Origin of the sequence: Flavobacterium sp. (genome assembly GCF_965262375.1) — a bacterium.
Taxonomy (GTDB): Bacteria; Bacteroidota; Bacteroidia; order Flavobacteriales; family Flavobacteriaceae; genus Flavobacterium.
Genome location: NZ_OZ253527.1, coordinates 1956103 through 1981433 on the forward strand (window position 1 = coordinate 1956103; position 25331 = coordinate 1981433).

Annotated in this window: 28 protein-coding genes; 6 read left to right on the forward strand and 22 right to left on the reverse strand. The window is 34.4% G+C overall.

Annotated features, from left to right (window positions below; translation table 11 throughout):
• Nucleotides 1-3 precede the first annotated feature (3 nt).
• The 3 genes from ACQY29_RS09050 (at nucleotide 4) to ACQY29_RS09060 (ending at nucleotide 1889) form a co-directional block, all read left to right on the forward strand.
• Nucleotides 4-378 carry a hypothetical protein gene (locus tag ACQY29_RS09050; RefSeq protein WP_428224869.1) on the forward strand — a complete coding sequence of 125 codons (375 nt, stop codon included), beginning with the start codon at nucleotides 4-6 and terminating at the stop codon, nucleotides 376-378.
• Nucleotides 379-446: 68 nt separating this feature from the next.
• Nucleotides 447-1355 (forward strand): TIGR01777 family oxidoreductase, encoded by a 909-nt coding sequence (locus ACQY29_RS09055; RefSeq protein ID WP_428224870.1) that lies wholly within the window; start codon nucleotides 447-449, stop codon nucleotides 1353-1355.
• Nucleotides 1356-1421: 66 nt separating this feature from the next.
• Nucleotides 1422-1889, forward strand: coding sequence for an SRPBCC family protein (locus ACQY29_RS09060; protein WP_428224871.1), 468 nt, complete (start codon nucleotides 1422-1424; stop codon nucleotides 1887-1889).
• A gap of 213 nt (nucleotides 1890-2102) precedes the next feature.
• Here ACQY29_RS09060 and ACQY29_RS09065 read toward each other — a convergent pair whose 3' ends face one another.
• The 22 genes from ACQY29_RS09065 to ACQY29_RS09170 form a co-directional block, all read right to left on the reverse strand.
• The gene (locus ACQY29_RS09065; RefSeq protein WP_428224872.1) at nucleotides 2103-4904 is read right to left on the reverse strand and encodes an MSEP-CTERM sorting domain-containing protein; all 2802 of its coding nucleotides are present in this window, start codon (nucleotides 4902-4904) and stop codon (nucleotides 2103-2105) included.
• On the reverse strand, nucleotides 4888-5415 hold the full coding sequence (gene xrtK / locus ACQY29_RS09070) for an exosortase K (RefSeq protein ID WP_428224873.1): 528 nt from the start codon (nucleotides 5413-5415) through the stop codon (nucleotides 4888-4890). The genes ACQY29_RS09065 and xrtK overlap by 17 nt, the downstream gene beginning before the upstream one ends.
• Before the next feature lie 3 nt (nucleotides 5416-5418).
• Nucleotides 5419-5706, reverse strand: coding sequence for a hypothetical protein (locus ACQY29_RS09075; protein WP_428224874.1), 288 nt, complete (start codon nucleotides 5704-5706; stop codon nucleotides 5419-5421).
• Nucleotides 5707-5751: 45 nt separating this feature from the next.
• Entirely contained in the window at nucleotides 5752-6048 is a 297-nt protein-coding gene (locus ACQY29_RS09080) for a winged helix-turn-helix domain-containing protein (protein WP_428224875.1), read from the reverse strand.
• Between the two features lie 28 nt (nucleotides 6049-6076).
• Nucleotides 6077-6436 (reverse strand): hypothetical protein, encoded by a 360-nt coding sequence (locus tag ACQY29_RS09085; RefSeq protein WP_428224876.1) that lies wholly within the window; start codon nucleotides 6434-6436, stop codon nucleotides 6077-6079.
• Between the two features lie 183 nt (nucleotides 6437-6619).
• The gene (locus ACQY29_RS09090) at nucleotides 6620-7267 is read right to left on the reverse strand and encodes a YiiX family permuted papain-like enzyme (RefSeq protein ID WP_428224877.1); all 648 of its coding nucleotides are present in this window, start codon (nucleotides 7265-7267) and stop codon (nucleotides 6620-6622) included.
• A complete protein-coding gene (locus ACQY29_RS09095) occupies nucleotides 7264-7887 on the reverse strand; it encodes a hypothetical protein (protein ID WP_428224878.1) in 624 nt (207 codons plus the stop codon). Before ACQY29_RS09095 ends, ACQY29_RS09090 begins: the two co-directional genes overlap by 4 nt.
• Nucleotides 7888-7902: 15 nt before the next feature.
• A complete protein-coding gene (locus ACQY29_RS09100; RefSeq protein WP_428224879.1) occupies nucleotides 7903-8187 on the reverse strand; it encodes a hypothetical protein in 285 nt (94 codons plus the stop codon).
• Between the two features lie 111 nt (nucleotides 8188-8298).
• Entirely contained in the window at nucleotides 8299-9162 is an 864-nt protein-coding gene (locus ACQY29_RS09105; protein WP_428224880.1) for a hypothetical protein, read from the reverse strand.
• Nucleotides 9163-9175: 13 nt separating this feature from the next.
• Complete coding sequence (gene kdsA, locus ACQY29_RS09110) at nucleotides 9176-9994, reverse strand: 3-deoxy-8-phosphooctulonate synthase (RefSeq protein WP_428224881.1); 819 nt, start codon at nucleotides 9992-9994, stop codon at nucleotides 9176-9178.
• Between the two features lie 124 nt (nucleotides 9995-10118).
• A complete protein-coding gene (locus ACQY29_RS09115; RefSeq protein ID WP_428224882.1) occupies nucleotides 10119-11702 on the reverse strand; it encodes a DHA2 family efflux MFS transporter permease subunit in 1584 nt (527 codons plus the stop codon).
• Nucleotides 11703-11708: 6 nt separating this feature from the next.
• Nucleotides 11709-12794 carry an HlyD family secretion protein gene (locus ACQY29_RS09120; RefSeq protein ID WP_428224883.1) on the reverse strand — a complete coding sequence of 362 codons (1086 nt, stop codon included), beginning with the start codon at nucleotides 12792-12794 and terminating at the stop codon, nucleotides 11709-11711.
• 10 nt (nucleotides 12795-12804) lie between these two features.
• Nucleotides 12805-14124 (reverse strand): TolC family protein, encoded by a 1320-nt coding sequence (locus ACQY29_RS09125; RefSeq protein WP_428224884.1) that lies wholly within the window; start codon nucleotides 14122-14124, stop codon nucleotides 12805-12807.
• The gene (locus ACQY29_RS09130) at nucleotides 14111-14743 is read right to left on the reverse strand and encodes a TetR family transcriptional regulator (protein WP_428224885.1); all 633 of its coding nucleotides are present in this window, start codon (nucleotides 14741-14743) and stop codon (nucleotides 14111-14113) included. The genes ACQY29_RS09125 and ACQY29_RS09130 overlap by 14 nt, the downstream gene beginning before the upstream one ends.
• A gap of 297 nt (nucleotides 14744-15040) precedes the next feature.
• Complete coding sequence (locus ACQY29_RS09135) at nucleotides 15041-15904, reverse strand: hypothetical protein (protein WP_428224886.1); 864 nt, start codon at nucleotides 15902-15904, stop codon at nucleotides 15041-15043.
• Nucleotides 15905-16285: 381 nt separating this feature from the next.
• On the reverse strand, nucleotides 16286-17065 hold the full coding sequence (trpA, locus tag ACQY29_RS09140) for a tryptophan synthase subunit alpha (protein ID WP_428224887.1): 780 nt from the start codon (nucleotides 17063-17065) through the stop codon (nucleotides 16286-16288).
• Between the two features lie 169 nt (nucleotides 17066-17234).
• Nucleotides 17235-18419 (reverse strand): tryptophan synthase subunit beta, encoded by a 1185-nt coding sequence (gene trpB, locus ACQY29_RS09145; protein ID WP_428224888.1) that lies wholly within the window; start codon nucleotides 18417-18419, stop codon nucleotides 17235-17237.
• 191 nt (nucleotides 18420-18610) lie between these two features.
• Nucleotides 18611-19234, reverse strand: coding sequence for a phosphoribosylanthranilate isomerase (locus ACQY29_RS09150; RefSeq protein WP_428224889.1), 624 nt, complete (start codon nucleotides 19232-19234; stop codon nucleotides 18611-18613).
• Nucleotides 19235-19303: 69 nt separating this feature from the next.
• Nucleotides 19304-20089, reverse strand: a complete 786-nt coding sequence (gene trpC / locus ACQY29_RS09155; protein WP_428224890.1) for an indole-3-glycerol phosphate synthase TrpC — start codon at nucleotides 20087-20089, stop codon at nucleotides 19304-19306.
• Nucleotides 20090-20169: 80 nt separating this feature from the next.
• Nucleotides 20170-21165, reverse strand: a complete 996-nt coding sequence (gene trpD, locus ACQY29_RS09160; protein WP_428224891.1) for an anthranilate phosphoribosyltransferase — start codon at nucleotides 21163-21165, stop codon at nucleotides 20170-20172.
• 158 nt (nucleotides 21166-21323) lie between these two features.
• Complete coding sequence (locus ACQY29_RS09165) at nucleotides 21324-21938, reverse strand: anthranilate synthase component II (RefSeq protein ID WP_428224892.1); 615 nt, start codon at nucleotides 21936-21938, stop codon at nucleotides 21324-21326.
• Between the two features lie 68 nt (nucleotides 21939-22006).
• Nucleotides 22007-23407, reverse strand: coding sequence for an anthranilate synthase component I family protein (locus ACQY29_RS09170; protein WP_428224893.1), 1401 nt, complete (start codon nucleotides 23405-23407; stop codon nucleotides 22007-22009).
• A gap of 319 nt (nucleotides 23408-23726) precedes the next feature.
• On the opposite strand from ACQY29_RS09170, the gene ACQY29_RS09175 reads away from it, so the two are divergent.
• The 3 genes from ACQY29_RS09175 (at nucleotide 23727) to ACQY29_RS09185 (ending at nucleotide 25187) form a co-directional block, all read left to right on the forward strand.
• A complete protein-coding gene (locus ACQY29_RS09175; RefSeq protein ID WP_428224894.1) occupies nucleotides 23727-24371 on the forward strand; it encodes a hypothetical protein in 645 nt (214 codons plus the stop codon).
• Nucleotides 24372-24463: 92 nt separating this feature from the next.
• On the forward strand, nucleotides 24464-24979 hold the full coding sequence (locus ACQY29_RS09180; protein ID WP_428224895.1) for a DUF2975 domain-containing protein: 516 nt from the start codon (nucleotides 24464-24466) through the stop codon (nucleotides 24977-24979).
• Nucleotide 24980: 1 nt separating this feature from the next.
• Complete coding sequence (locus ACQY29_RS09185; protein ID WP_428224896.1) at nucleotides 24981-25187, forward strand: helix-turn-helix domain-containing protein; 207 nt, start codon at nucleotides 24981-24983, stop codon at nucleotides 25185-25187.
• Nucleotides 25188-25331: the final 144 nt, after the last annotated feature.

Here is a 25331-nt window from a genome sequence, read left to right on the forward strand (position 1 = left end):
ATTATGGAAACTTCAAAAATCATTATCGGTTACGCCGTGTATTTACCTATTGCTTTTGCACTTACGTTTTATGTTTCAAAAACTTTATTCCGAAATGGAAAAACGTTTATGATGGATATTTTTCATGGCCGTGAAGAAATAGCTTTAGCGACTAATAAGCTATTTGAAACTGGTTTTTACCTTTTAAACTTGGGCTTTGCCTTGCTGATATTAGAATTAAATTTATACGAAAACACCTATCAAGAACTTATAGAAGAACTGAGTTACCAAGTTGGAGGCTTTTCAATTTATTTAGGCATTATGCTGTTCTTTAATCTGTATTTATTTTTTAGAGGGAAGAGAAAAGCAAAAGAAAACAGCCAAGCAGCGAATTATTAATTCTCCAATTAAACTCGGATTTCTTGCAACCCAAGAAATCTGAGTTACAAATTCTAAAAAGATATTCTATGAAAAAGATAGTAATTGTAGCAGGAACAGGTTTTTTAGGGCAAGTACTCGCCGAATATTTCCAAAAGTTCGCTTGCGAAGTAGTCATATTCACACGGGGTAAAGCTTGTATTAAAAACAATATACGATATGTTACTTGGAATTTACACGAACTGAACGGTTGGGAAGCCGTTTTAGAAAATGCAGAAGTACTGATAAATCTCGCGGGCAAATCAGTTGATTGTCGTTATACGCCTAAAAACAAAGCTGAAATTCTACACTCTCGAGTAGTCAGCACACAAATACTGAATCAAGCGGTTGCACAATGTCAAAATCCACCTAAACACTGGCTGAATGCATCAACTGCAACCATATACCGACATTCAGAAGATTTGCCAATGGATGAGTATACAGGTGAAATTGGTCATGATTTTTCTATGGATGTAGCCAAACGTTGGGAAGAAGCATTCTTTACAACCGATACACCAAAAACCAAGAAAACAGCTTTACGCACTTCGATTGTTTTAGGAAAAAATGGAGGAGCTTTTGTCCCCTTAAAAAATCTTACCAAAATGGGATTCGGAGGCAAACAGGGTAATGGAAAACAATTTGTAAGTTGGATACACGAACTAGATTTTGCTCGTGCCGTACATTACTGCATCGAACAGGAACTCACTGGAGTAGTAAATATCGTTGCTCCCCAACCTATCCGCAACGCCGAGTTTATGAAAACGCTACGAAAAGTTCTCGGAATTCGTGTAGGAACGCCTTTAAGCAAACGCATGTTGGCATTTGGCGCTAAAATCATTAGAACCGAGACCGAATTGATTTTAAAAAGTCGCAATGTCATCCCCAAACGACTGCTGGAACATGGATTTGAATTTCTATATGGTAGGTTGGAAAATGCTTTAAAGGAGTTAAAAACTTAAAATAATCACACAATAATAGATTTCATTGATTTGCACAAAGTCCGCATCGTAAAAGTAAACCTCAACATGACACGAATCTACTTACAAACGATAATACAAGCTCCCAAAGAAAAAGTATTTGATGCATCTAGAAATTTAGATTTACACCAACGTTCGCTTGTTGACACCCAAGAGCAAATCATAGCTGGTCGTACTTCTGGACTGATTGAAAAAGGAGAAACAGTTACTTGGCGTGCTAAACATTTTGGCGTGTACCTTACCCATGAAAGTCTGATCACCGAATTAGTACCGTATCAAAAATTTACTGATGTTATGCGCCAAGGGCATTTTAAACACTTTGAACATCAACACTATTTTTTTGATAAAAATGGTGCTACTTTGATGATTGATGCCATCGAGTATAGTGTCCCTTATGGCTGGTTGGGTAATATTTTTGATAAATGTATATTGCGAAATTATTTGACAAAATTGATGGAACGAAGGAATTTGTATCTAAATGACTACTTAGAAAATAGTTTTCAAAGTAATCTATAATTAATTTATAAATACTGTAGTTTTTTGAATCAATTTGGTTAAAATGTAATTTTTTTTTAAGACAGTTTATATTCTGATGTTTGTTTTTTGAACATAAAGAGGCTGTTCGAATTTTTGAACAGCCTCTTTTATTGATATGATTTTCAGTTTTTTATCGGAGATGATTTTCAAATATACAATTCTTAGTAAGTGAGTTCAACTTGTTGTATATCTTTAATTAATTATTTTATTTTTATTTTTTGAATGTAAATAAATAATGAAGCATAAAATGAATATTAAAAAAGTTTCTGGCTCACTCATTCTTTGTATTTCACTTTCTTCTAAATCAAGATTTTTATTGCCATTAATGACTTCTTGTTGCTTTTTTAAAAGCATTTTTTCTTGAGCTTCATTTTCTACGACTATATAAGCGGTGATTGGATTTAAAATTTTACTTGTAAAACTTAATTTTAACAAATTGAACCAATGGCTTTCTTTTTGTTCTGGGTTTAAAAGCATCAGTTGCATCATGGCTTTGGTTTCAATACCTTGGGTAAATAAATCTAAAGTTTCAAGGTTGTATTCCTTGTATGTTTCTTTGTTTTTTAAAAGTACCGTAGCTGTAGCGTTAAGGGTGAAGTAGGTATAGCTATTTTTTAATGGATAGCGATATACGGGGATTTTAGTTTCTACTTTTTGATTAATGGCAACGACTTCTTTCGGTTGAAACGTTAAATCATGGCTGTTTAGTTGCCCATTGGTTTGTAAATTGTAAAAGTAACGGTGTTCAGGGAATGTAAAACTTAGGTTATTGAAATCATAGCTCATAATGGCTTGTTGGATATTCTCGGTCACAACAATGGGGATGAGTTGTTTCGGGTTTTTACTTTTATAATTCTGAATCAAATTCTTTTGTAAAGCACGTTCTAAGTAAAATCCACCTTCATACTTATAATTTTTTAATTCTTCTAGTGATGAAATGGTGTTAATTGTACTATTACAAACAGTAAATAGAATAGCATCCTTATTGATTTTTTCCCGAGCTATATACTGTTCTATGGTTTCAATTTGATGGTTTTGGTCTTTTTTAGCCAAGCTAGACACATCTATAATGAAATTGTAAATGGGTTTTCTAACGATTTGTTCTAGTTGTTTTTTTTTACTATTGGGAATATAAATTGCATTTTGAGTTTCAATGTTTTTTGTATCATCAATTGATGAATTGACAGGGATAAAAATTGTTTTACCATCTAATACTAACGAAACATCCTCTTTGTGAATAATTTCAAAACCTGTTTTTCGTTCTTCTTGTGCAGTAAAAGGAAAAACTTTGAATCCTAAGGTTGTATCATTTTGATAGTAAAGAATGCCTGGGTCTTTGTTTTCGTTTTGGATTTGATTAAATACCCATAATGCTGATTTTTTCTCTGTTAACAGTCCTTTCTTTTTAAGTTTGCCTACGTATAAATAATAATCGCTTATAAAACAGTTTTCAGGAAGTGTAAATTGCGTGGTGTATCCTTGAAAATCACTATTTGAATTGTTTTTCAAGCTCAAATTTACCCAACTTTTGTAACAATGATTTTTATGGTCATATTTTGTTGAAATGGTATAAGTATTGAGCGTAACGTTACTATTCTCGTTTTTAGGTAGCGTATAACTAGAATGTTGTGTACCAGTAAAAATAGCTTCAATGGTATTTATTTTTTCATCCGAAAGCGTCAGATTATCTAATACTATCCAATTAAATAGCATAGAAATATAAGGCGTTTGGCTTCCGAATAAAATATTGTTTTTTGAGTTTTTTTGAATACTAATTTTTTGTAAAGTGTTTTCTAAAGATTTTTTATCGATGGTATAGGTTTTATTTAAATTGGGAGCATAAACATATTCTAATGTTTCGTTTAAAATCATTTTATCATGAATAAAAGTACCTATTATGCATAAAGGGAGTATACAAAAACCAATAAGTTGAATGCTGATTAATTTTGTTTTAGAATAAAATGTCTTTAAAAATTGAAAGTCTGTTTGCATTTGTGTGGTTTGAAAGACAAACAATAGGAGAGGGGCGAGCATCAAAAAACCTAGACCTAAGGCTATTACCGCCACTACTGAAAACGGTAAAAATGGGATAAAAATTAAGAAGAAATAGACCGTATAACAATAGGTTATAGCTTTCAAAGCAAAAAGTACTAATCGGGTTTTAGGATTTGAAAATTGAGGCAGGCAAAGTAGAATACCATTGCAAACAGCGATGATGTAAAACCAAGGGTTGTTGAAATTGCCAAATACGCCATCGCCTCTTGCGGAAATTATCTCTGCAATTATACCATTATTGAGGAGTAATCCTAGTATTGGAAAAACCAGTGCAATGGGTATTTTCCAAGTTAAATCATATTTTTTCCATTTTTCAGATTTATTTTGTACTAAAATGTAAATTCCTCGAAACAAGAAAAATAGAAAAGAAATTATCGAGGCGATGATACAAATAAAAATAAGATGTTCGCCAAATTGGCTATCTACAATTTTATACAAAGGAAGTGCTATTTGTGAGGTCATATACCATAAAAATGGGACAGTAAATGCCAAACCAAAATTTAAAACTGAATTTTGTGTTTCAATGTTTTTTGTCAAATCCAGCATTACGACGATAATGGAATGTATTATAGTAGGCATCAAAAAACTACCCACATAAATTATCAGCTCGGTACTTATCATCCATCTTGGGATGTTAAAAGGTATAAAATCGTCTGTATGGTACGAATACCAATACGCTAATCCAATGTAAATAAATAAAGTAATTATAGCATATAGCTTATGGAGTGTTTTTTTGTTTTTTAAAAAATATACGAGAGTTATACTATGACCAATAAGTATACTCATAGTTAGGTAACCAAAGCTTTTCCAAATTTGTAAACTTTCAGAGTTTAAAAGTGATTTAATGATGGAATATTGCGCATAAAATAGGCTCATCAAAACAATTAGCGGAAGCAAGCTAATAAAGAGTAAGACTTTTGGGTTAAGCAATTTTTTCATGATTCAGTTTATTAATATAGGTTGTTGTAACATTATAAATAATAATAAAATAGAGTAAATAGACAAGAATTCCTTGTGTTTCATGCATCCATGGTTTTTGATATAAAGGTTGAGGTATGATTTTTTTGGTATAAATAGCTATCAGAATTCTTGATGTATTTGCGAGGATAGTAACCAAATAGGTCAATCCAAAACTTATGAGAATGGCTTTCCATTTCTTAGCATTGTGATTGAATTCTTTTATGATGACAAAGCAAAACATACAAAAGAGTAGGCTAAAAAAATTAAATCCTGAGCATGATTTATCAATCGTAAGGTGTAAATCCTTGAAATAGTAACCCATTTGTGGGGAAAATATAGCTGTTGAATTCGTAACCCACGAAACTATTGTTTTTGTTGGTGCTAGTAGTATTTTTAAATCACTGACCGTTGCGTTTCTGTAAAAAAGTTTCAGTAGCACAAAACTTATGGCAGTAAAGAAGTAGCCTAATGTATTCCAATGTAACTTCATGACTTAAGGGATTTGATTCATAACTATTAAGAAATAAGAATACGCTATTGGAACGTTGATTAATAGTATTCCTATTTCTGACAACGTTTTTACTTTTTCAGAACGATAAAGCAACTTATGTATATTATACACGAGTACCAATAAATTGAAAAATATTGCCAGTAGTACATAAGTAAATCCCACAGCAAGTAGAAACTCATTTTTACTAAGTAGATATACAATTAGAAGAAGCGTGCCAAAACTAAAACTTAATAAGGCAATTACATTGGAAGTGTATGAATAGTTTTTCATTTTTGTTTAAAGAACTTTGAGATTCAAAGTGAATATTTAAAAAAATTAAGTCTTAGAAATTAATTTTTCCAGCGCTTCGATATGCTCCTGAAAAGCTTTGCGACCTTCAGGAGTTGCTTTGTAACGGGTATTAGGTTTACGACCAATGAATTGTTTTTCAACTAGGATGTAATTTTCAGCTTCTAGAGCTTTGCTATGACTGGCAAGGTTGCCATCTGTAACGCCTAGTAATTCCTTCAAAGTGTTGAAATCGGCACTTTCATTGACCATCAAAATCGACATGATGCCCAGTCGGATGCGATGGTCAAAGGCTTTGTTAATATTTTGTATGATATTTTTCATAATGTTTCTTGTACTGCATTAGTTTAACTTAATCAAACGAATACCACTTTTTCTTTGAAAAAAACATGTTTCCAAATTTTTCAGATTCAAACACATAATAAAATGACCATACTTCGCGATAAAGCGTTGGGTTATTTTTTAGGATGTGAAAATCATTTTCCTTTGGTTGCATGTCTATTTGACTACTCGTGTAACCAGTATTAAAAATGATGGGTTTTTTGATGGTTTTTTTCAAATCTCCAGCGTCATCATAGATGTAGAAATACAAGCAATCGTCTTTTTTTATCTCAAATCGAAAATGTTTGTATTGCCAATCGGCTTGTTTTCCTGGACATTTTTTGGTGTTGATAACATAGGTACCATAAATATCGTCCTCATCTACAGTCATTTTTTCATGAAAACAAAATCTGTAAAAATAGAGTAGTAAGAGTAACAAAAAAGGTAAAATACTAATCCCACAACCTATTTTATGAAAAATGGGCTTTTTGGATATCAGTCCAATAATTACAAATACGACATTTATAGGTACTACGATAATTAATATTGCTAAAAGAACAAATAATATCATTTTTTAAAAAGTATAATTATCAAAAATAGTCTCCAGTTTTTCCGATTCAGCCAGTTGAGAAGGTGCAATAACTTGTTCCTCTAAAGGAATCTTGGTTCCATAGCGTTCTTGCATGATTTGTTGTACTTGTGGCGCACTCAAATCAAATGACTTCAATTTTTTGAAAGGGCAAAGGCTGATGTGAGCCCCGTGTTCATATATTTTCCAAACTAATTCGGAACAATAAATTTTATCATCAGACCATTCAAAATACAAATCATAATCTTTATGCAGTAACTTCTTACCGTAGATTTTCATTTCAACTATTTGCTTTGAACTTAAAACGCCTGCGGACATTTTTAAGCGTTTTACTAAATAAGCTTGGTCTCTTCCATGTTGAATCCATGTTTTTAAAGGCGTAATTTTAACGGGTTGAACGGCTTCCAGAACATAATTTTCTCCTCTATCGGTAAAAATGATACCACAATGCGAAAATTTAGATTGTGTAGCCAAACGAACCGCTTCGCATTGTGAAGATTCAGAAGTTTGAAAAATGATGTCGCCATCTTTAAACACAATGTCTTGTTTGCTTTTGTTTTCCGCGCCAGCATCTTTGCAACTGATACTAATTGTTGCTAAAATAATGGTGCATAGAAATATTATTTTTCTCATTTTCTATCGTATTTAAAGTACATCAATCCTCCGTAAACAATATGGCATATTCCAAAACCTAAGGCCCAAAATACTAATCCATAGCCTAAAAACCAAGTGGATAGTAAGCCAAGAAGTATCATTGTAATTCCTAAATAACGGATATCGCCTAAGGTATACTTACTAGCGTTTACACAAGCTAAACCATAAAAGAGGAGCGTCAGTGGAGCGACTAAAACTAAAATTTCTTTTTCTATTAAAAATAATATGAAAAAGCCACCAGTGGCTAGGGGTATCATAAAATTAATGAGCAATCGTTTTGAGGTTGCATTCCACAGTTGCAGGTTGTTTTCTTTAGCTTTTTTATTGCTAAAATAGATGGCTGTAAACAAAGAAAGAAGTACCACAGTAACGGCTATAGCTAATAATTTGAAAATGGTTGATTGGGTAATGAGTATTCGATTGTAATTCTCAAAATCAGTAACATCAGCATAAATGAGTTGGTTGGCAAGGTAAGCCCCAACCAAGCAGTAGACGCCCGCTAAAATGCCAGAGATACCGCTTAACGATAAAAACTTAGTGGAATGATTCATCAAGTTTTTGATGTCTTTTAAGTCTTCTAAATAATTTTTGTTTTCCATAGTGTTTAGTTAATGTTATGAACCTGCTAGTGGTGTGTTAAAAATTCCTACGGTAAGTTCTGCCCAAAGGAGTAAAAATAGGAGTAATGCTCCTGCAAGTAATAGTATTCTTTTTGTTTTATTTTTTGTTTTTCTAGAAATATATATTCCTATCCAACCCAAGAGACTCAGTAATATTCCCATAAGTATAAAATCAGACAAACTCCAATTTACTTCTTTTGTAAACTGCATTGCCACTAAAGGAACTAAGAGTAATCCTCCTACGGTTATTAAAATAAGTAATCTATTTCGTGTAATCATTTTTAAAGTACTTTGAAAAACAAAGTAAATAAAAAAATAAAAAGGCGACTAACTAATTAAGAGGATTTTAACAAAAAGACATAAAAAAAGCCCTGAAATTCAGGGCTAAAATTAGATTCGAAAAATACCTCCAAAGGCAATAATACGTTGTAAGAACCAAAAATCTTGACTTGCTCTATCAGCTGGGTCATAAGTTGTTCTAATATCGGGCATATTGATATATCCTCCTTTAAGTTCCGTTTGAATAAAGAAATATTTAAAGAAAGTTAAATTTAAACCAATTTTAGCCGCTGCTCCATACCCTGCTAAATGAAATTCGTCATAACGTTCTTTATGGAATAATTTGGTATTTGTTTTAGGTAAAAGAAATCCACCACCTATTCCTTCTGTAATATTAATTTGTAGCTTGTCTGTATTAAGTGTTTTAAAAAGTAAAGGTGTAATATCATCCACACGTGCCACTTCTAAATTAACATAGTTTAAACCATCGGTATGTTCAAAAGTTAAAAAATCCTCGGTCAAATTGATTTGATCATTTTTTAAGGGTTGTCCACTAGGATCAACATTTTCACCATATAACCCTTTAGAAGGGTAGTTACCCGAATAATTTACTACTCCATCTTGGTACATTACATATTTCATATGATCTAGACCTGCAGAAATATTATAATGATCATTAATAAAATAGCCTATGCGCGCATTGGTTTGGGGGATAGTCATCCTTCCAGGATTAATGTAGTCTACATGCCAACCTTTAGGTTTGTCATGCGCTGTTACATCATATAAAGTAAAATCGTAATCTTTTCCTGTAAAATGGATGTCAGATTTGGTATATGTTTCACGATTTCCACCCCAATAAAAATAAAATTTACCTTTATTATGTGCGGTGTATTTTTCAGGTTGTGCTGTCTCTTGTGCTCTTAGTTGAGAACCGAAAGTGCATGCTATAATACAAGCTAATACTAGCTTTTTCATTGATTTTGTAAAATTAAAATTGATTAATGGTTTGTCTAATAGCGACTAATTTTTTCATCAAATCTTCAAAGTAATCTAAATGAAGCATGTTTGCGCCATCACTTTTAGCATTTGCTGGGTCAAAATGAGTTTCAATGAAAATACCGTCTACGCCTACAGCAATACCAGCTTTAGCCACGGTTTCAATCATGTCAGGACGCCCTCCTGTAACTCCCGTCATTTGATTAGGCTGTTGTAAAGAATGGGTAACATCTAAAACGGTTGTCGCCATTTGACGCATGGTAGGAATCCCTCTGAAATCTACAATCATATCTTGGTAGCCAAACATGGTCCCGCGGTCAGTAATCATTACATTTTCGTTGTTGGAATCCAACACTTTTTGAACGGCATGTTTCATGCTTTCTGGACTCATAAATTGTCCTTTTTTCAAGTTTACCGTTTTTCCTGTATTAGCAGCGGCAACCACTAAATCAGTTTGACGTACTAAAAAGGCAGGAATTTGTAATACATCTACATATTGTGCAGCCAGCGCAGCATCTTCATTGGTATGAATGTCTGTTACGGTAGGAATATTAAATTCTTGACCTACTTTTTGTAAAATTTTTAATGCTTTTTCATCACCAATCCCTGTAAAACTATCTACTCTTGAGCGATTGGCTTTTTTAAAAGAACCTTTGAATACATAAGGAATTTTTAAATCATTGGTAATTTTTACCAAGCGTTCCGCAATTTGCATTGCCATTTCTTCTCCTTCAATAGCACAAGGTCCCGCAAGTACAAAGAAATTTCCACTGTCTAAGTGTTTTATATTTGGAATGTTTTGTAAGTTCATTTTTTTAAAATTTTACGCAAAGATAAGTGAATTGAATTTAGAATTTAGAAATCAGAAATCAGAATTATGATGGAATTCTTAAAAATAATGTTCTAAATTCTGAATTCTAAATTCTAAATTTTCATCAATGCATCGCATCTGCAGGATTAATATTTGATTTTCTAGTTTTTAAAAAGAACACTATAGGAATACAAAGTAAAAAAAGGATACCTAAATATTGAAAAATGTCCATAAATGCTAAGATGTTCGCCTGTTTTAGCACTTTCAGTTCCAATACTTGGTGAGCTTTATTTAAAGCTTCATTAAATGAATAGCCTTTGGCCATAAATCCTTTTTGCAAAGCATTGATTTGCGTTTGTACTTTGAAATCCGTTTTGTCCAAATGGCTTATCAAATTCACGCGATGTTCTTGACTAAATCTAGAAATGAAAGTAGTTACAATAGCAATTCCAAATGAACCTCCCAATTGTCGTAACATACCCGTAAAAGCGGCTCCATCTCCAATGTCTTTTCCTTGTAATTCACTTAACGAATAGGCGGTAATAGGCACAAATAATAAACCTAAACCTATTCCACGAAGGACTAAAGGCCAGAAGAAATGTTCTTCTCCAGTACTAGGTGTGAGTATGTTATACATCCAAAAAGCAAAAAATGAAAAACACCCAAAACCAATCATCAAAGGGTATTTGATGGAAATTTCTTTTTGCAGTAATTTACCTACGATAGGCATGGCAAATGCCGTCATTAACGAACTTGGAATAAGCAATAAGCCTGCTTGGGTGGCATTCCATCGCAAAATAGATTGGGTGTACACCGGAATAATGAAAATAGTAGTGTAAACCCCAAATCCTAAAATGGTTGAAAAAAATACGCCCACTTTTAAGGAATTGTTTTTCAGTACACGGAGATTTACTATAGGAAATTCATAGGTCAATTCGCGATGAACAAAAAACAAGAAACCAAAAAAGGAAATTAAGCTTAATGTTATAATGGTGTTATTGTTAAACCAATCGTCTTGTTGCCCGTGTTCTAATACAAATTGTAAGGAACCTACAAACAAGGATAAGTAAATAATTCCTAACCAATCTACTTGATTTGCTTTGAGTTTGACACTGTATTTAGGACTTTTTACATACATTATTGTCATAATGGTAGCAATAATTCCTAAAGGAATATTGATGTAGAAGATAAAAGGCCATGAAAAATTATCAACTATAAATCCACCTAGAGGAGGACCAAAAGTTGGACCTAAAATAACACCCAAGCCATAAATAGCTTGTGCCATACCTCTTTTTTCTACAGGATAACTCTCGGTAATGATGGTTTGTGCCGTTACTAATAAGGCACCACCTCCTAAACCTTGAATAAAACGGAAGAAAACTAATTCCCAAATATTGGTAGCGTTTCCACATAAAAAGGAAGTAACGGTAAAAATGATGATGGACGCTGTAAAATAATTTCTTCGACCAAATTGGGTAGATAACCAGTTGGTCATGGGAATGATAATTACATTCGCAATGGCATAAGCTGTAATCACCCACGAAACATCACTCAGAGTGGCTCCTAAGCTTCCTTTCATTTCGTTGAGTGCCACATTTACAATAGTGGTATCTACGATTTCCAGTAAGGAACAGAGTATGGCAACTATAGTCACCATAGCTCTGCGATATCCATATTCGACTAAGTCGTCTGAACTACTTGTTTGCATCGGTTGTTATTTTACAAGTACATCTACATGAGCATTCATACCCCCACGCAATAATTCAATTTTTTCTTTTTCGTTATCTGCAGTAAATTCGATTTTTACTGGGATGCGTTGCACGGTTTTCACAAAGTTACCCGTCGCATTATCTGGAGGTAAAATAGAAAACTGCGAACCCGTAGCAGGGGAGAAGGAACTTACTTTTCCTTTTAATTCTAAGTCACCAAAAGCATCGATTTTAACCGTAACGGCTTGACCAATTTTCATTTTGCCTAATTGCGTTTCTTTGAAATTCGCAATCACCCAAGTTTCAGTATTGTTTACAATATAAAATAATGATTGCCCTTGATTCACCAATTGTCCAGGTTGTACATTAACTTTCGATACTTGCCCGTCTATGGTTGCTGTAATTACAGTATAATCTAAATTCAATTTTGCTGCATTTAAAGCGGCTTGAGCTCTGCTGATGTTAGCAGATGCCACTTGAGTTTGTTTGTTCGATACTACTGCTTTTGAAGCCACGACGTTTTTTTGGAAGCTACTTGCTTTTTGCTGATTGGTTAAAATACGTACTTGATTTTCAGCTTCTAATTTAGTAGCTAAAGCTTGTTCGTATTGTTGTTTTGTAATCGAGTGGTTTTTATACAAATTATTGTAACGCTCATAATCGTTAGTAGCGCGGTCTAAACGAATTCTAGCTGATTCGATAGTTCCCATTGCCGATGCTACGTTTGCATCAGAAGCGGCAACACTAGCATTAGCGCTTCCTACATCGGCTTTTGCTACTTCAAATGAACTTTCTGAAGCCGCTAAGGCAGCTCTTGCTTCTTCAATTTTAACTAAATAATCACGATTATCTATTACAAAAAGAGTGTCTCCTTTTTTCACAAAATCGTTGTCTTTTACATATATTTTAGACACATATCCAGAAACTCTAGGGATGATGGGAGTCATTTTCTTTTCTACTTGCGCATCATCCGTTTCTTCGTGTGCTTGTGCGTGTAAATATTTGCTAACCCCGTAAAAACCGCCTCCTAAAACTAAAGTGGCTAAGATTACAGCAAATTTTTTATTGATGGCTTTTTTTTCTGTTTCCATGGTACAGTAATTATTTTGTTAAGTTGAAAGTTGAGGTTAAAAGTCCTGATGCCGAAAGCATTTCGTAATATTTTAATAAAGCATTGGCCCTAGCATTGGCAAAATTGATTTTAGCGTTTAATTGTTCTACATCGGCATCAATAAGCTCGGTTGCAGTAGCTAAACCGTTGTCGTGTTTGTCTTTTACAATACGGTAATTTTCTGAAGCTTGTTCAATCGCTTTTTGGTATACTTCCTTTTGTTTTTGCGCAAAATTGAAGTTTTCTAAGGCTTGTTGCGTTTGAATTTTTATACCTTCTGTAAGCATAGCTTCGGTATGTTTTAATTCTTCGGCTTTGCTTTTAGCTACCTTGACTTCTTTAGGTGTTTTGTACAAAGAAGCTAGATTATAGGAAATGCCTCCACCAAAATTCAAAGCATTAGTCACATCGACTACGTTTTGTAAACTCATAGCAATGTATCCTGCGGAAAGACCAATTTGTGGAAAATACCCACTGCGTGCAATTTTAATGCTGTTTTCGTTGGCTTTTTGGTAAAAATGAATGGCTTCTAAATCTTTACGAGTTTGTAAAGCCTGAGCAGTATTAGCAACCTCTTTGATAGGAGATTGTCCTTCAAACTGATTTTCATCAATGCCAATTTTGTAATTCTCAGGTAAATTTAATAAAGTAACTAGCGCATAATTTACCACATTAACATTTTTATTAGCCTCCTCTAAGGATAATTGGATTTTAGCCAATTGCAATTGTGCTTTCAATAAATCATTGCGTGCAATCAAGCCATTTTGCTCCATATTCGAAAAATCTTTGACACGTTGCTCGGCACTTTTAATATTGTCATTGATTAAATCTACGGTTTTTAAAGCACGGTATAATTGAGCATAATATTCAATGACTTTTAAGGCTACTTCTTCCTTTGTATTGGCCGATTTTGCTACTTCGGCTTTATACAAATTCTCAGCAGCTTGAATACTATTTCTAATTTTTCCACCAGCAAATACGGGTAAAGAAGCATTGGCTTGCCCCAACATGAATTCATTGACTTTTACATTTCCAGCCGTAGGCGGTAACGGGAGTTTTAGTTTCAAATTCACATCCGCATCGGTCAAACGGTAATATTGTCCGCTTACTTTAACATCAGGATATTGGTGGTCTTTGCTTTGTTGCCACTCCATTTTTTTGGTTGTCGCTTTAGCATTTGCTAATTGCACTTCATGATTGTTGTTCTCTAATAATTGAAGCGCCTCTTTTAAATTTAAGTTGGTTCTTTCTTGAGCGGAAAGGCCTAAACTAAAAAGAATAAAACATTTAAGTAGGTTATGCAGTTTCATGGGTAACTAGGGATTTTATAACTTGTTTTATATGGTGTAATAAATCGTTATGGATGTAATGTTCAACTTCTAATTCGTTTTTCAAACCAATCAATTCGGAATAAAAAACATGATTGTTCGAAAAGTAAAAATAGGTGCCCAATATAGTTGGGACAAGCATGGGAATGTTGACCTCTTTTTTGAAAATTCCTTTTTCTTGACCTTCCTTAATTACCTTCTCTAAAATTAAGTAATTATTTTTTTTGGTACTATTAAAAAGTTCTAAATCAATTTCTCTTTTCTGACTGTTAAACTCGGTATTGATAATCTGATAAATACATTTGTTTTTATGAACCAAATGCACAAAGAATTCAATTAAATTTTCCAATTTTTCAACGGGGCTAATACTTTGGTTGGTAATCGACTCCATTTGAAGTTTCAAGTTTGCCGAACGATACAACACTATGCCTTCCAGCAGTTTTTCTTTCGAACCAAAATAATAGGAAATCATAGCCACGTTAATTTGTGCGGACTTAGCGATATCACGTACCGAAGTACCATCAAAACCCTTTTCTGCAAAAAGTTTTTCAGCTACCTCTAAGATGCCTATTTGTTTATCATTAAATGGATGTAATGCCATTGCTTTCAATTTGATGAAGCAAAATTAAACAATTGTTTAAATTAAACGTTTGTTTAATTTTGTTTTAACATTTTTTTAACAATTTTAAAAATAGGGAATGGGTTGATTTTTAAAGCTTAGGAAGTGTGTTGAGGTGTTTAAAATAGGTGTTGTATTAACCAAAAAGTTTACAAAGAAGGTACAATATGCGTTATCAAAAAAAGATAAAATATTGTTGTATAGTATGTTTTTTTAATACGCTCTGTGAATCTTCGTGAAATTCTCTGTCACTTTGTGTAACAAAAAAGCCTTAAAAATTTACTCCAAAATATCCATATCAAAATCTTTTTTGCAGATGTTAACTTCGTTAGTCGTTTTGCTCATTTTGATTGCAGAATGTCCCACCTCCCCTTGGATGGTAACAGAAGTGTCTTTGGTCTCGTTTTTAAACCTATAATCCGATTCGTATTGACTCAGAACGAAAACTCCGTTTGTTTCCTGAAAGGTCATTTTTACTACTTCATTCAATACTCTTACGATATATCCCGTACTTTGTTTGTAGTTGAAATTATCACTGCTCATCTCAAAAGTATAGTCCGAAGAGATATGATATTCCAAGGTTATCGGGCGACATTCTTTTTTGGTAAGCGTCAAGGAGCCTAGTAATGGTAATTTAGGATTTTGCGAGCGAAAATGCAGGATATAGTTAGCTTTATCACTGGTTTCTTCCAATTTGAATTGAAAATCTTTGCGATTCAAAAAAGCATAGTTTTCATAGAAGTGCTCCAACTGCCCAAAAACCGAAGTCAAATAAAATGGAATTTGCTCCCTTGGATTGCGTTCTTTTTTAAAAATAGCATTTTCGGCTTGCTGATACGTATCAAATTTCGCTTTGTCCAATTGATAAGTACTTTCGCAACCAATAGGCGAAACGGACTTCAAGAGGCAAGTGCCTTTAAAACTATAAAAAGGTGTTTGGTTAATTTGCGCTACAGCTTCTACCGTGTAAAAATCGGTGGTGTTTGAGCGGTAATGCTGTTTGAACTGCGTACGCATTTTCAATACCACTTGCTCCAACTCAATTTCCTGTGGTGTTCTAAAATCTTTGTGTTCCTGTTTTTTGATTTGTGCACCAATGCCTTGTATGGCTAACAATGCAAAAAGAAGCGGACGTAGTAACATGCGTAGCCGATTTTGGGTTAGTAGTTCTTAAAGATACTAAAACGCAGGTATTTATGGAAAATTTTGTGGGATAAAAGAATTATGAATTTTTATTTTGATTCAATTTGATTTTTATTGAATAGAATTTTACAAAGTCACACAAAGTAGAACACTGAGTCACACAAAGAGAGTTATTGAATCCATAATTTAGCCTAAAAAAACTGTTTAGAGTAACTTTGCGAACATTGTGTAAAAGCCTTTGTGTCCTTAGTGGTTAAAAATCATAGTAGTATTCGGAGTGACCAACTGTATGGAGTAACTTTGAGTATCTCAGTGTTTTCTTTGAGTATCTCCGTGTAATAGAAATAAAACAAAAGCCTGAAAAAATCTTCAGGCTTAATATTATCGTATTTTCTTAATAAAATCCCCAATACCATCTACACCATTAGCAGTTAAATGCTTGATAAACGCGCTACCTATAATGGCACCTTGTTGGTGAGTAGTGGCTTGTTGGAATGTTTTAGCATCAGAAATTCCAAAACCAATCACTTGTGGGTTGTTGAGTTGCATTTTAGTGATTCGTTCAAAATACGCCATTTGCTCTTCGCCAAAGCCTGTTTGACTACCCGTAACGCTTGCGGTACTGACCATATAGATAAAACTATTGGAAATAGCATCGATCTGGCGAATGCGTTCGTCACTGGTTTGTGGAGTGATTAAAAAGATATTTTTTAAGTGGTATTTTTCAAAAATAACCTGATATTCTTGTTGGTATATCTCCAAAGGTAAATCGGGGATAATTAAACCGTCGATGCCTACTTGGACACATTGCTGACAAAATTTTTCGACTCCAAATTGCAGTATCGGATTCAAATACCCCATAATCAATAACGGAATTTGCACCGTTTGACGAATGGTTGCCAATTGCTCAAATAGCAGGGCAGAAGTCATTCCGTTTTCTAATGCAATGGTCGAACTTTCTTGTATGGTGGGACCATCGGCTAAGGGATCACTAAACGGTAATCCAATTTCAATCATATCAACTCCGTTTTTTTCTAGTTCTTGGATAATGTGTACGGTGTCGTTTAATGCAGGATACCCAGCGGTGAAATACAGGGATAAAAGCCCCCTAGCCCCCAAAGGGGGAACTGTTGACGTGAAAAGTTTATTTATTCTATTCATAATTTTATTATTTAACCGCGAAGTGCGCTAAGGTGTACGCAAGGTTCGCTAAGGTGTTCTTTTATAATTTCATAAAAACTGATTAGGCGTTCCTACATTCCCCCTTCGGGGGTTAGGGGGCAATTGCGTCCAGTTAAGCCCCTCCAGTCATTGCGAGGAACGAAGCAATCTAGGGGTTGGGGAGGCTTTTCATATAAGTGTCTAAATCTTTATCGCCTCTTCCCGAAAGGTTAATCACTACGATATCTTTTTTCTGGAATTTTTTTAAGCCAAAAATGGCTAGGGCGTGCGAACTTTCAATTGCTGGGATGATGCCTTCTTTTTTACAAAGGTTAAGCCCTGCTCGCATCGCTTCGTCATCGGTAGCCGACATAAATGTTGCTCTCCCGCTTTTGAATAAATGGGCGTGTAAGGGTCCCACACCTGGGTAATCTAATCCCGCAGAGATAGAATACGGCTCTGTAATTTGGCCGTCTTCGGTTTGCATTAATAAGGTTTTGCTTCCGTGGATAATACCTTCTTTTCCTAATATGGAGGTAGCTGCACTTTCGCCTGAATAAATTCCTTTTCCAGCGGCTTCAACAGCAATTAAATTGACATTTTCATCGTCTAGGAAATGATAAAAAGCGCCTGCGGCATTACTTCCTCCACCCACACAAGCAATGACATAATCAGGGGTTTCTCGACCTTCTTTTTCGAGTAATTGTTTTCTAATTTCTTCCGAAATAATACTCTGGAAACGGGCTACCATATCAGGGTAGGGATGAGGTCCTACTACCGAACCGATGATGTAAAAGGTATCTAGTGGATTGTTAATCCAATCGCGAATAGCTTCATTAGTCGCATCTTTTAGGGTCTTTGAACCTGAGGTGGCAGGACGGACTTCCGCTCCAAGCATTTTCATTCGGGCAACATTGGGTGCTTGGCGTTTGATGTCGATTTCGCCCATATACACAATACATTGTAATCCCATTAAGGCACAAACGGTTGCAGTTGCCACTCCGTGTTGACCAGCACCCGTTTCGGCGATGATGCGGTGTTTGCCTAATCGTTTGGCTAATAAAATTTGGCCAATGGTATTATTGACTTTATGCGCACCTGTATGGCATAAGTCTTCTCGCTTTAAATAGATATTAGTGCCATATTGCTCCGATAAATTTTTAGCAAAATACAAAGGGGTAGGGCGACCTACATAATCTTTTAATAATTCTAAATATTCTTGTTGGAAACTCTCCGTTTCGATTATATCAAGGTACTGTTGGCGTAACTGCTCTACATTAGGATACAGCATTTCTGGGATAAAAGCCCCTCCAAAATCACCATAAAATCCTTTTTCGTTTACTGTATATTTCATTTTTTTATTTTTATTTGTTTCAGGTTTCAAGTTTCAGGTTTCAAAGTTTTCTTGTTACACAGAGTTGCACAAAGTAAGGCACAAAGTTTCACAAAGTTTTTAATTAATTACTTTTACTATTCACTCTTCTAACTGAACACTAATACACTGAATACTAATCACTTTTTCTAAATTCTAAATTCTGACTTCCATCATCCATCACCCAACTTATCAATCAACTCCCTACATCTCTCCACATCTTTCAGCCCTGCGTCGATTTCAAATTTACTATTCACGTCTATGGCGTAACATTTTTGACCGACGTCAGTTTTTAGGAAAGCTTTTAGGGTGTCTAATTCGTTGATGCCAATACCTCCACTTAAAAAATAAGGTTTATCGGAATGATAATTTTTTAAAATATCCCAATCAAAAGTAAATCCATTGCCTCCGTGTTGTTGTCCTTTGGTATCAAACAAATAATAGTCGCAAACATTTTCGTAGTTAATTATACTTTGAAAATCAAAATGAGCATCCACCGAAAATACTTTGATAACTTCAATTGAAGTGTCTTTTAACGCTTGGCACATCGTTGCAGACTCTTTTCCGTGTAATTGCACTGCATTGAATTTATACTGTTGTATTTTTTGTTGAATGGTTTCCAAATCAGCATTGACAAACACGCCCACTTTTTTGATGGTATTGGGAATCTCAGGGATATTTCCTGTGCAATGCCTTGGAGACATTTCATAAAAAATAAAACCTAAATAATCGGGTTTTAGTTTTGAAACTGCCTGTATGTTGACAGGGTATTTCATTCCGCATATTTTGATTTTCATAGTGTTTTGTTTTTACCATATAAGTCATATAAGTCCATTTAAGTTTTATCTTTTATGCTCTTATATGACTTATATGGTTATTTTTTTAATAAACTCCTTTAACGCTACTTCTGGATTATCGGTTTTCATAAAATTTTCACCGATTAAAAAACCTTGGTAACCATATTGCTGGAGTTCAATCACAGCACTAGGTTCGCTAATTCCACTTTCAGAAACTTTAACAAACTCATTCGGGATTTTAGGAGCGAGTTCTTTGCTATAATCTAAACTAACTTCAAAGGTTTTTAGATTACGATTGTTTACGCCAATCATATCCAAGCTCGGCATAATCGATTTTTCCAATTCTTCTTCGTTGTGGACTTCCAATAAAACTTCTAAAGCCAAAGATTGCGCAAATTCCGATAATAGTTTGATTTCTTCTCGGGTTAAAACCGCAGCAATCAATAAAATGGTATCGGCACCATAAGCCTTAGCTTCAAGAATTTGGTATTCATCCACGATAAATTCTTTTCGTAATAAAGGCACCGAAGTCGAAGCTTTAGCGAGAAGTAAATCATCTAACGAACCTCCGAAGTATTTTCCATCAGTCAGCACAGAAATCCCCGAAGCACCTCCATTTTGATACCCCGTTACCACTGTGTCCACACTATGATTTTGATTGATAACCGCTTTAGAGGGCGACCTACGTTTGTGTTCGGTGATAATACCCACAAAGTTGTTTCGTAAATTCTTACTCATCGAAGTCGTTTTACCTCCAAATAACACAGATTGCTCCAATTGGCTCACTGGAATAATCGATTTTTTAAGTTCAACTTCTATTTTTTTATCTGCTATTATTTTGTCTAGAATATTCATTTCTTTTTTTGTTTAAAGTTCAATGTTTAAAGTTTAAAAGTTCTGAGACTGAACACTAATTACTGAACACTGAACACTTATTACTGACCACTCAACAACTGTAGCTTCTCCAGCTTCTCCAAAGCGCTTCCACTCATTAAACTCTCTTTGGCTAGTTCAAAGCCGTCGAGTACCGAGCAATTTTGAGCGGTGGCGATAGCCAATCCAGCATTGGCACAGACCACATTGTTTTGAGCCGTAGTACCGTTACCTTGAAGAATAGTCATAAAAATATCCGCCGATTCTTGTACGGTAGTTCCGCCAGCAATATCGATAGCGTTTAATTTGGATGCGCTAAAATCTTCAGGTTTTAAGATTCTTTCGGTATTACGAGAAATAACTTTGGTAGCATTCGTTAACGATACTTCATCATAACCATCTAAATCGTGTAAAATGGTAAAATTAGTTTCGGTATTTTGGTACAAATAAGCATACATACGAGCCAATTCTAAATTGAAAACACCCACCATTTGATGTTTAGGAAAACTCGGATTTACCATTGGGCCTAACATATTAAAGAAGGTTTTTACTCCCAATTCCTTTCGGATAGGCGCTACTTCTTTCATTGCAGGGTGGAAAAGCGGTGCGTGAAGAATACAAATATTTGCTTCTTCCAAACATTTTTCTAAAAAGCCTTTGTCATTACTGAATTTAACCCCAAGGTTTTCCATTACATTACTCGATCCAGAAATAGAAGAAAGTCCGTAATTACCGTGTTTAGTCACTTTGGTACCTGCACCTGCCGTGATAAAAGACGCTAAAGTCGAAATGTTAAACGTATCTTTTCCATCGCCGCCCGTTCCACAAAGGTCAATGGTATCATAAGCCGAAAAATCGGTTGCGATACATAAATCTAATAGCGCTTGACGGAAACCTGCTAATTCAGCAATGGTAATAGGGCGCATCATAAACACTGTTAAGAACGATGCAATCTGACTCGGATTGTATTGTCCGTGTGAAATGTTGACTAATATTTGGTACGCCTCCTCTTGCGAAAGCGTTTCGTGTTGGAATAATTTATTAAGTGTTGATTTCATTAGGTGTGAATTAAAAATGATGAATTAAAAATTAAAAGTTCATTTGTATGATTCTATGAAATGAAGTAACACAATGTAACACAATGTTTTTTCACAACGTTTCACAATGAAAAAAACTTCTTTGACTTTGTGAAAGGACTTTGTGTGACTTTGTGTAACTATTCACACCAACTCACCCAATTCTCTAAAATCTTTTTACCCAAAGGAGTTAGCACACTTTCAGGATGGTATTGCACCCCACGAACATCGTAGGACTTATGTTTCAATGACATAATTTGTCCGTTTTCATCTACCGAAGTTACTTCCAAAACCCCTGGGAAGTTTTCATTAGCCACCACCCAAGAATGGTAACGACCCACTTCAAACTCCTCTGGTAAATCTCTGAAAAGGACTTCATCCGGATTCGTTAATTTGACCTTTGTAGCTACTCCGTGATACACCTTTTCTAGGTTGGTTAACTGTCCGCCAAAAACTTCTCCTATCGCTTGTTGCCCAAGGCAAACCCCCAAGATACTTTTGGTAGGCGCATATTTTTCAATTACTTGTTTTAGTAACCCCGCCTCACTCGGAATCCCAGGACCTGGAGAAAGCAGGATTTTATCAAACTTTTCAAGCTCGGTTAATTCAAACTCATCGTTGCGATACACCGTAACCTCACAATCTAAATCTTCTAGGTAATGTACTAGGTTGTAGGTAAAACTATCGTAATTGTCTATGACTGCTATGAGCCCCCTAGCCCCCGAAGGGGGAACTGTTGTATGTGTTGTATTCATCTTTATTTTCTTTTTTTGTTTCAGGTTTCAAGTTGCGTAACCTGAAACTTTAAACAATTTTTAACTTTTTATATAGTTTCCGCTAACTCCAGCGCTTTATTCAACGCTCCTAATTTGTTAAACACTTCGTTATTTTCACTTTCTTCTACCGAATCGTTTACGATACCCGCACCAGCTTGATAATGCAATTCGTGATTTTTGCTAATAAAAGTACGAATCATTATGGCGTGATTAAAATTTCCTTCAAAATCCATTACCCCAATGGCACCACCGTAAAACGAACGGTTAGTGTTTTCAATTTCTTCGATTAAATGTAAGGCTTTATGTTTAGGCGCTCCCGAAAGTGTTCCCGCTGGAAAGGTATCGGCAACTACTTGCATCGTTGTTGCCGATTCGTGTAATTCGCTGGTTACTTTGGAAACCAAATGAATGACGTGTGAAAAGAATTGGACTTCTCTGTATTTTTCTACTTGCACCTGATGTCCGTTGCGACTCAAATCGTTGCGGGCTAAATCGACTAACATTACATGTTCGCTATTTTCTTTAGGGTCTTCTGATAATTGTTTTGCCAAAAGCGCATCTTTTTCATCATCGCCTGTACGTTTGAAAGTTCCTGCGATAGGATGGATTTCGGCTTTGCGATTTTGAATGATGATTTGCGCTTCAGGAGACGAACCCATAATTTTGAAATTACCATAATCAAAATAGAAGAGGTAAGGAGAAGGGTTGATGCTTCGTAAAGCACGATACACATTAAATTCGTCGCCTTTGAATTTTTGCGAAAAGCGACGCGACAACACCAACTGGAACACATCGCCACGGGCACAATGTTTCTTGCCTAAGCTGACATTTTGTTTAAAAGCCTCATCGGTCAGGTTAGAAGTACTTTGCCCTTCACGCTCAAAAGTATATGAAGCAAAAGTTTTCGATTGTATGTATTGCTCGATTTCGGCTAAATTATCCTGTCCGTCGGTACTATGGCAAAACAAATAGGCTTCATTTTTAAAGTGATTGATAGCGATGATATTCTGATAGACGCTATAATGCATATCGGGAATGGCTAAATCCCCTTGTTTTTTTTGGATATCCACTTTTTCGAAATAGCGAACGGCATCAAACGTAGTGAATCCAAAAAGTCCATTAGTTATAAATTTGAAATTAGATTTTTCTACTTCAAAACTTGTAGTGAAGTTTTCTATGGCATCCAAGACTTCTTTTTTATGGCTGATGCTTTTGGTAGTAGAAGAACCATCAGGAAAAGAAGTGGTTATAGTCTCATTTTGAATCGTAATCGAAGCTATGGGATTGCAACAGATGTACGAAAAACTTTTATCATTGGTATGGTAATCGTTACTTTCTAGCAAAATGCTGTGCGGAAATTTGTCCCTTAGTTTCAAGTAAATGCTTACCGGCGTAATGGTGTCGGCAAGGATTTGTTTGTAGGTGGTATGTAATTGTATTTTGTTCATTTTGTGTGTTTTCTAAATTTTTAACAATAAAAAAAGGCTTGTCGTGATTGACAAGCCTTTTGGAGTATATTATGTTTTTAAACTACTACATAGCTGGTACTGCTCACGACGTTTGACGTAAGTTGTTCCACCACCAAGTATTGTTTAAACTATTTTGCATTTTTTTTTTCAATTATTTGTATAATGCAAATGTATAGAATGTTTTTTGAATTGTGCAAATTTATATGTATATTTTTTGAAAAGCAGATTTTTAGATTTATTATCATAGGACAATTTTTTTGAATCAACTTAAACTTACTTTTGAAGTAAATCTTGAAAAATGGAAAATTTGTTAAGTCTTTCTTTCGTATTAATTACAATCATTACTCTATATACTTTTTATTTAGGCATTGGTAAAAACAAAAAAGTGCTAATTGTCTTTTTACTATGGCAATCTATCATAGGAATTTTAAATTACTTTCAAATTTTTAAAAACAATCCTAAAATTTTCCCATTATTTATTCTTTTAACCATACTAATTATATTTAGGTTAACAAATAAAATAGCCTTGGCAACGATTAATTTAAAAATACTCACCTTAATTCATTTTATAAGAGTTTCTGTAGAATTTATTTTATACGGACTTTTTATTCAAAAAAAGATTCCTAGGATAATGACTTTTGAAGGTTGGAATTACGATGTTTTTATTGGAATTTCTTCTTTGTTTGTGTTTTTGTATATTCTAAAAAGGAAAGATAGGATAGCTAAAAACGTACTTCGGATTTGGAATTATATTGGAATTGGTTTTTTACTTTTTATTGTCAGTATCGCAATTTTATCATCTCCGTTGCCTATTCAACAATTTGGTTTTAACCAACCCAATGTAGCAATATTGCAATTCCCTTTTACGTATTTGGCGACTTGTGTAGTTCCGCTTGTTTTGTTTTCGCATATTTTGGTTTTGAAAAAAATAAGGAGTTATTAATAGAAGAATTAGTTTTAAATAAAAAGATATAAAATTATTGTTTTACGATAATTAATTATTATATTTGTCTTGTAATTGTAAAATTAGAGACAATGAAATCAGTAAAAATAATAGCTTCCATTTTAGAAAAAATAGTCAAATTGATAGCGTTGGGCTACCTCTTTACGGCTTTTTATACTTTAGTTAACTGTGCTTTCGGTGGTTCTTTTTTTGAAATGTTAGATAAAAATAGATTTGCTATTAATTTTCCTTTTACGACTAAACATTTTTTACTAGGTTCAGCATATACATTTGAGTACGTTGCAGAAATGGTCATTGGAATTGGGGTTTACGGTCTTTTCTTCTGGGTATTAGGAAATGTATTCAAAGCGTTCAAGCAAGAACGTTTATTTACTAAAAACGGACTTGCTTATTTAAAACAGTTTTATTGGTTCAATTTAGGATTGTATCCCGTAATTGCTATTATTTGGTCGATGATAAGTATCGAAGATTTTCCGTTTATAGCGATGATAATTGCGCATTCTATAATGGGCATTTTTATCTATTTTATGTCGGCTATTTTTGAACAAGGAGTGAATTTACAAAACGAACAAGATTTATATATATAGTATGCCAATTATAGTAAATGTAGATGTAATGCTGGCAAAGCGCAAAATGCAATCGAAAGAATTGGCTGAAAAAATTGGTATCACCACCGCTAATTTATCGATTCTAAAAACAGGAAAAGCCAAAGGAATTCGGTTTGATACCCTCGAAGCCATTTGCGAAGCTTTGCAGTGCCAGCCAGGCGATGTATTAGAATACGTTAGCGAGTAATCTTTTGATTTAATGTGTTTTACTAGTCGGTTGATTTACCGATAGGGATTGCTATGTCTATTTCGTATGCTTTTTACACCTGACAGGTTTCCAAAACCTGTCAGGTATCATACGAGCTATTTACTAAGAATGGAGTTTAAAAGT